The organism is Pseudoalteromonas sp. SWN29 (assembly GCF_015864465.1).
Classification (GTDB): Bacteria; Pseudomonadota; Gammaproteobacteria; order Enterobacterales; family Alteromonadaceae; genus Pseudoalteromonas.
This window is the reverse complement of the sequence record NZ_JADYXE010000090.1, coordinates 1-5595: the sequence shown is the minus strand read 5'-3', so window position 1 is coordinate 5595 and position 5595 is coordinate 1. Positions and strand designations below refer to the sequence as shown.

The 5595-nt window shown below is 38.2% G+C and carries 3 protein-coding genes; 1 reads left to right on the top strand and 2 read right to left on the bottom strand.

Translation table 11 applies throughout. The features are described 5' to 3' along the window. Nucleotides 1-64 precede the first annotated feature (64 nt). Nucleotides 65-1165, top strand: coding sequence for an AIPR family protein (locus I6F53_RS19755; RefSeq protein WP_197240889.1), 1101 nt, complete (start codon nt 65-67; stop codon nt 1163-1165). Here the strand turns inward: I6F53_RS19755 and I6F53_RS19750 are convergent. Both I6F53_RS19750 and I6F53_RS19745 read right to left on the bottom strand, forming a co-directional pair. Beyond that, complete coding sequence (locus I6F53_RS19750) at nt 1162-2688, bottom strand: DNA cytosine methyltransferase (protein WP_197240888.1); 1527 nt, start codon at nt 2686-2688, stop codon at nt 1162-1164. The two genes, I6F53_RS19755 and I6F53_RS19750, sit on opposite strands and share 4 nt — an antisense overlap. 1337 nt (nt 2689-4025) lie before the next feature. Next, nucleotides 4026-5024, bottom strand: a complete 999-nt coding sequence (locus I6F53_RS19745) for an SEC-C domain-containing protein (protein ID WP_197240887.1) — start codon at nt 5022-5024, stop codon at nt 4026-4028. Nucleotides 5025-5595 lie beyond the last annotated feature (571 nt).

Below are 5595 nucleotides of genomic sequence, written 5' to 3'. Positions count from 1 at the left end.
GCGCTGTGGAGTTAAATCCAGAGCAACACAAAGAAGCTGCTTAACAATTTAGGCGACAACTGTCTTGAAAAACGCCGTAACAGTCGTAGGAGAAAAAGAAACAGCCGATATTCTAAAAAGTAATATTGCTACGTTTGCTAATTCACAAAACTCAATTCAACAATCTGATTTAGTTTCAAATCACCCTTTCCATATAAATATTGAGAATCGCTCACGTAAACAGCTAATGCCAGCTGGTAAAACTGGTTTTCCCACTAAATGGTTTTATGAAAGAGCCAGAGGGCAATATTCAACTCAGTTGCGTGCTATGAGTACTAGTCGTAGTAACAAGTTCATTGCAGAATATCCGAAGGATCAAGTCTTTACGAAAACCGATATGGCTAAATATGAAAATACTTGGAGAATGAAGCCCTATGAAGTGAAGCGTGGAGCGCAGGCTAACTTGAAATTATTAGGGCAGGCAATTCTTAAAGAATTTGAGAATAATGAAGATGACTTTGGTGCTGTATTTTTTAATGATTTGGTTTCTAAAATGATTCTTTTTAGAAATGCTGACTATGCAATTCCAAGATCAGATTGGTACAAAGAGGAGAAGGGACTAAAAGCAGAAGTTGTAACTTATACCTTAGCTCTATTAAGGTATAACTTAAGAAAACAAGGGAAAGATATTAGTTTAAAAAGAATATACAATAATCAAGTTGTTAGCCCTAGTTTATTAAGTTTTATAGTTGATTTAGCTTATAAAGTTAGAAGTTGTATTACTGATCCTAATTTTAGAAATGGTGTTGTTAATCCATCTGAGTTTTGTAAGTCAGAGAAGGGTTGGTTGAAATTTCAAGAATTGGAAATTGACTGTAGTTTAATCGATCCAAGTGATTTATTAGATGAAAAACAGTTAAATGATATTCTAAAAGAAAATAATGAAGTTAAAGATACTTCAAAATCAATTTCAGACTTTGAATATGTTATGGGAGTTACAAGTGCAGAATGGCAAAGTATATCTGATTATTACTCAGCAACTTATCCAGCTACGCATAAAAATGTAGGGATTCCTTTAAAGTGTGTAGCCCTTCACTTATACAACAAAGTACCTTCTGATAAACAGATGAAAATGGCGGTTGAAGTTAGAAAAGCTGCTTATATATCAGGTTTCGACTTTGTTTAAATTAATTTAATAATTATTTCACCAATTTGCTGTGCCAAATATGGCGGCACAGCATTTCCTACCTGTACATACTGGTTAGTTCTAGTCCCTTCAAAAATATAATTATCAGGAAACGTTTGTAAGCGAGCGGCTTCACGTACGCTTAAACTTCTGCACTGCTGTGGGTCATAATGAACAAAGTAATGCCCATCTTTTGAGATATGGCTTGTAACTGTCGTAGCATATTTACTGGCAACTTGTACCCTAAATCGATCTGAATGTGTTCCAGTATCCCAATTAGCGTGGGCCGGGGCTAGTTCTTGTGGGAAATGACGAGACTTAGGCGATAAACCTTGAATTTGTGCGTATGCAGCACAGTATGAGTAACGTAGTAAATCATCAACCATATGTCCTCTGGTTTCATGATTTAGAACGACTTTAAGGCTTGGATCGATATACCAAGATTTTAAAGGCTCTGGCATGATTGGATCTTTGTTACTTAAAGCTTTTTCTTTTCTTGTTAAGCCTATTTTTGGTAAAAGATTCAAGCTATTTGCAGATTCTTCATTAAATTGCTTTGTCAGAATCACTTTTAATTTAGCTGCATTTTTAGTAACAGCTGTTTCCCAATCTTTTGCGTTATCTTTTTGCTTTGAGAAGCCGCTGCGTAAATTTGGTAGGTCACTAATAGCTTGTTCTACGCTTACTTGGTGTTCGCATAGTTTTAGCGTTTCTGGGGTTGCTTTAATATCCTCACGTACACCAAGTAGAATTACACGATGTCTTGCTTGAGGTATACCATATTGCTCACAGCGAATTAGGAAATCAGCAGAGTCTTTGTATTGTGGATCTTCCGGGGTCTTGGCATCAACGACTAATGAGTAGATTTTATATTTTGGAATCTTTTTATGCTTTGTTACTGAACCAGGACTACGCAAGTCTTCCAGTATTTGCGGGAACATCACTTGGCCATTTACTTTTGCCGTAAGTATTCCTCTTACATTTTCCATTACAAAAATATCAGGCTTCGCTAGGCAGATTACTTCTAAGTATTCTTTATATAAAAAATGGCGAGTATCTTCTTCTGCAACGTAACTTTTATTACCAGCATTTCGAGAACGCCCTGCAAGAGAATAAGCTTGGCATGGAGGCCCACCAATTAGTACTTTTGGCCCTTTATGCTCTTTTACAAGCTCTTTAATACGCTTATGAATAAGCTTATTATCTTTGCCAAGTTCTTTAGCACCATTGAGAGTTTCTTGATTGGCTTCTGTTGCAATATCGGGGTGCAGTTCAAACAACTCATCACGTGTAATTTTTCCATGCAGATAATTATAATAATTATCTAATGGTTGAGACTTTATTTTGAGTGAGCGAAAGAAAGCACGAGTAGTAAGAGTTTTATGGGCATGGAAATCTTTCTCAACAGAAATACCTATTTGAAAAGGCGATTTTCCATTTTCTGTTTTAGCTGCGGAAATCCCTTCGCCAAGTCCACCTGGGCCTGCAAATAAATCGATAACAAGAATTTCACCGTTTTCCATAACTAACTTAACTACTTCAAAATAAAAAGACGGTGAATCATACCAGGCCTCATATGGCCTATAAAGTTTTAAATAGACAAAATTAAACAACCGACCAAAATAACAGCTAATAATTGGAAATTAAAGACTGTTGCTAAGAAAACCTCGCCGTGATCACATCCGAAATTTAATTAATGATGGGTAATTAACAGCATGGCGGAATTTTGTTCCCGACAAATTCCAAGTACCTAAATCCCTTTAGGCAATGCTGTTAAAAGCGTAGCTTGGCCATGGATGGCCTATCTACGCTGGTTACGTTCATATCATTAATTTAAATTGAGGAAATAATGTGATCCTCGGGGCGCCGAGAGATTTCAAAGAGAAGTCGGCGGTTACTTCTCTTTGGTTGCCATCGCCAACGCGATATTAAGTCAATTATTTTGAAATTAAGAACCAAAAGCGCGAGGTAAACTCCCGCCTACGGCTTTTCGCGCGAGCAAGCTGAGCGCCTACAGCAAATTTTAAGGCTGGTGCTAAGGCAATTCTCCCCCCTTCAACTTCACCTGCAAACACATAATTAATGAGTAATTACCTCGCATGGTGCATATTCTCCCCAGCTTTGCTCCCTACAAATTCCAAGTACCTAAATCCCTTTAGACAATTTGAGGAAAGTGATGCTTGACCAGGGATGGCCTATCTACGCTGGTTACGTTCATATCATTAATTTAAATTGAGGAAATAGTGTGTCCTCGGGGCGCCGTGGGGTTCCAAGGGGCGGTCGGCGGTATCCGCCCCTTGGTTGCCATCGCCAATGCGATATTAAGTCAATTATTTTGAAATTAAGAACCAAAAGCGCGAGGTAAACTCCCGCCTACGGCTTTTCGCGCGAGCAAGCTGAGCGCCTACAGGTGTTTAGGCGGGCTTTGCTTGTTGATTGGGGTAATGAGCTAGTTACTAAAGAGAAAGCGCGATGTAAAATCGCACCTACGGGGTTGGTGCTTACGTTTGGTAGGTGAGGTTTTATACCTCGCTTTTAAATACATTTTTTACCACAGAAAAGTGAATTATTGTTCTAGGTGTAGCGAGCCGCAGCTCTGTGCCCTTGGTGATAAAAAGTGTTGTTGCATGAGCGCTATAAAAATTTGTGCCTACGTTTCCGGTGTATAAATTTATGTAGGTGGAGTTTTATATCCCACATGGCGTAATTTTGCTCTCTAAGTTTTAATTACTGAAACGCTTTAGTTAACAGTAACAGCCCCCAGCCAGCTATATGTATAAATGAGGCTACTTTAAACAGGGTATTTTGGTTGCGTTATCAACGAGGCATATTCGGGAGGGACCAAATATGCCTTTAACCACTAAATTGTGAACTGAAAGGTTTTCGTTAATAAAGGCAGCATCTCTGTTTTTATTGGTATTGGTTTACCATTGCTGAATCGCTTTGGATCAACGCTAATGAATCCCCAAAACTGTAAGCAGCGATTTATAAATCGAGATTCTATTAATAAGCCCAGTAGACTTTTTGAATCATAATATTCATTAGGCGTAAGTTGCAGTAGTAAATCTGGGAATGCGGTAGCTACTTCTTCAATTAACCTTTCAATCGAACCGTGGCTTTGTACTCGCCAAAGCATGAATACCCAAAAATCACGTAAATCTATATCATCGGGAAAGCTGTCGAAGTAAGCCCAATTATATTTTGTGGTTGCAGCTTCGAACATAGGTAAATAAAAGGCTTTAAGACCATGAGTTTGATACTGCTTTTGCGCTGTCTTTTTTATATGTAAACGCCCACTTTTATTGTAAATAATGCCTGCTGCGATCGCTAAAATACGTGTGTAATGTAGCGCATTAAACTTATCTTCATTACTACCAGCAAACTCATTAATACTAACAGGGGTAGAGTATTCGGCGACTGCAAATTTAGGGAGTAACTCTGTAGCTTGTTTTACTAATTTAGCTGGTAAGTTGCCTTTGCTTGTTGTTTTAAATGAACCACCTTGCTGCATGGCTTCGTCAATAATCAACGCTAAATAACACATTACAGGGGACGTTGATAAATCAACTGGAGTATTAATTATAACGCCTTCCAGTTCGCTAAAGGGGGCGTATATCCAATTGTGCATTTGGGCTGGCGAAAGCCCTGCAAAGTCTGCATTAGCTTTATTATTACGCTCTGTATTTTTATGCTGTACTACAAGGTTTAGTTCATCAAGGCTTAGCTCGGGGCTCATTGCTACAGTTTGAGTTATATCGTCAAATATTGAGGCATGCTGTTTTGATATATTATCCATACAGCAGTGTTTATATTTTTTACTGCTGCCGCAAAAACAAGGATCGTTTCTTCCTGGTGCCATTTTAAGTTACCTTTAACCCTGCTACATTTTTAATTATATTAGCCTATTATACTCAAATCATTTAGCAATACCCAAGCCTCAATTTTTTAAACTAACCTTTACTTATCGATGAGCTATCAAAACAGAATTCTATTCTCGGCAAACACCAAGTGCTTAATCTTTTTAAAAACGATGCTTGCACATGGATGTGCTTTTATCGCGTTTACGTTCATATTAATTATTAGTTTAAAGATAAGTGAAATCGAGAGGCGCCGTGTGATTCCAAAGAGAGGCAGGCGCTTGCCTTTCTTTGGTTGCCATCGCCAATGCGATATAAGTAAATTATTTTAAAATTAAGAACCAAAAGCGCGAGGTAAACTCCCGCCTACGGCTTTTCGCGCGAGCAAGCTGAGCGCCTTGTATCTCTCATTGATAAATGATTAGCTATCATTTATCACATCGAAGTCAGTGAGCTTGCCTGTGCGTCTAGTATTTAATACTGCTCCGTAGATAAGGCCCTGACTTTCTATTCTCAGAAACTGAATGGTATCCAAGCACACTTTTTTTAAGTAGATGCTGTATGTACAAGGGG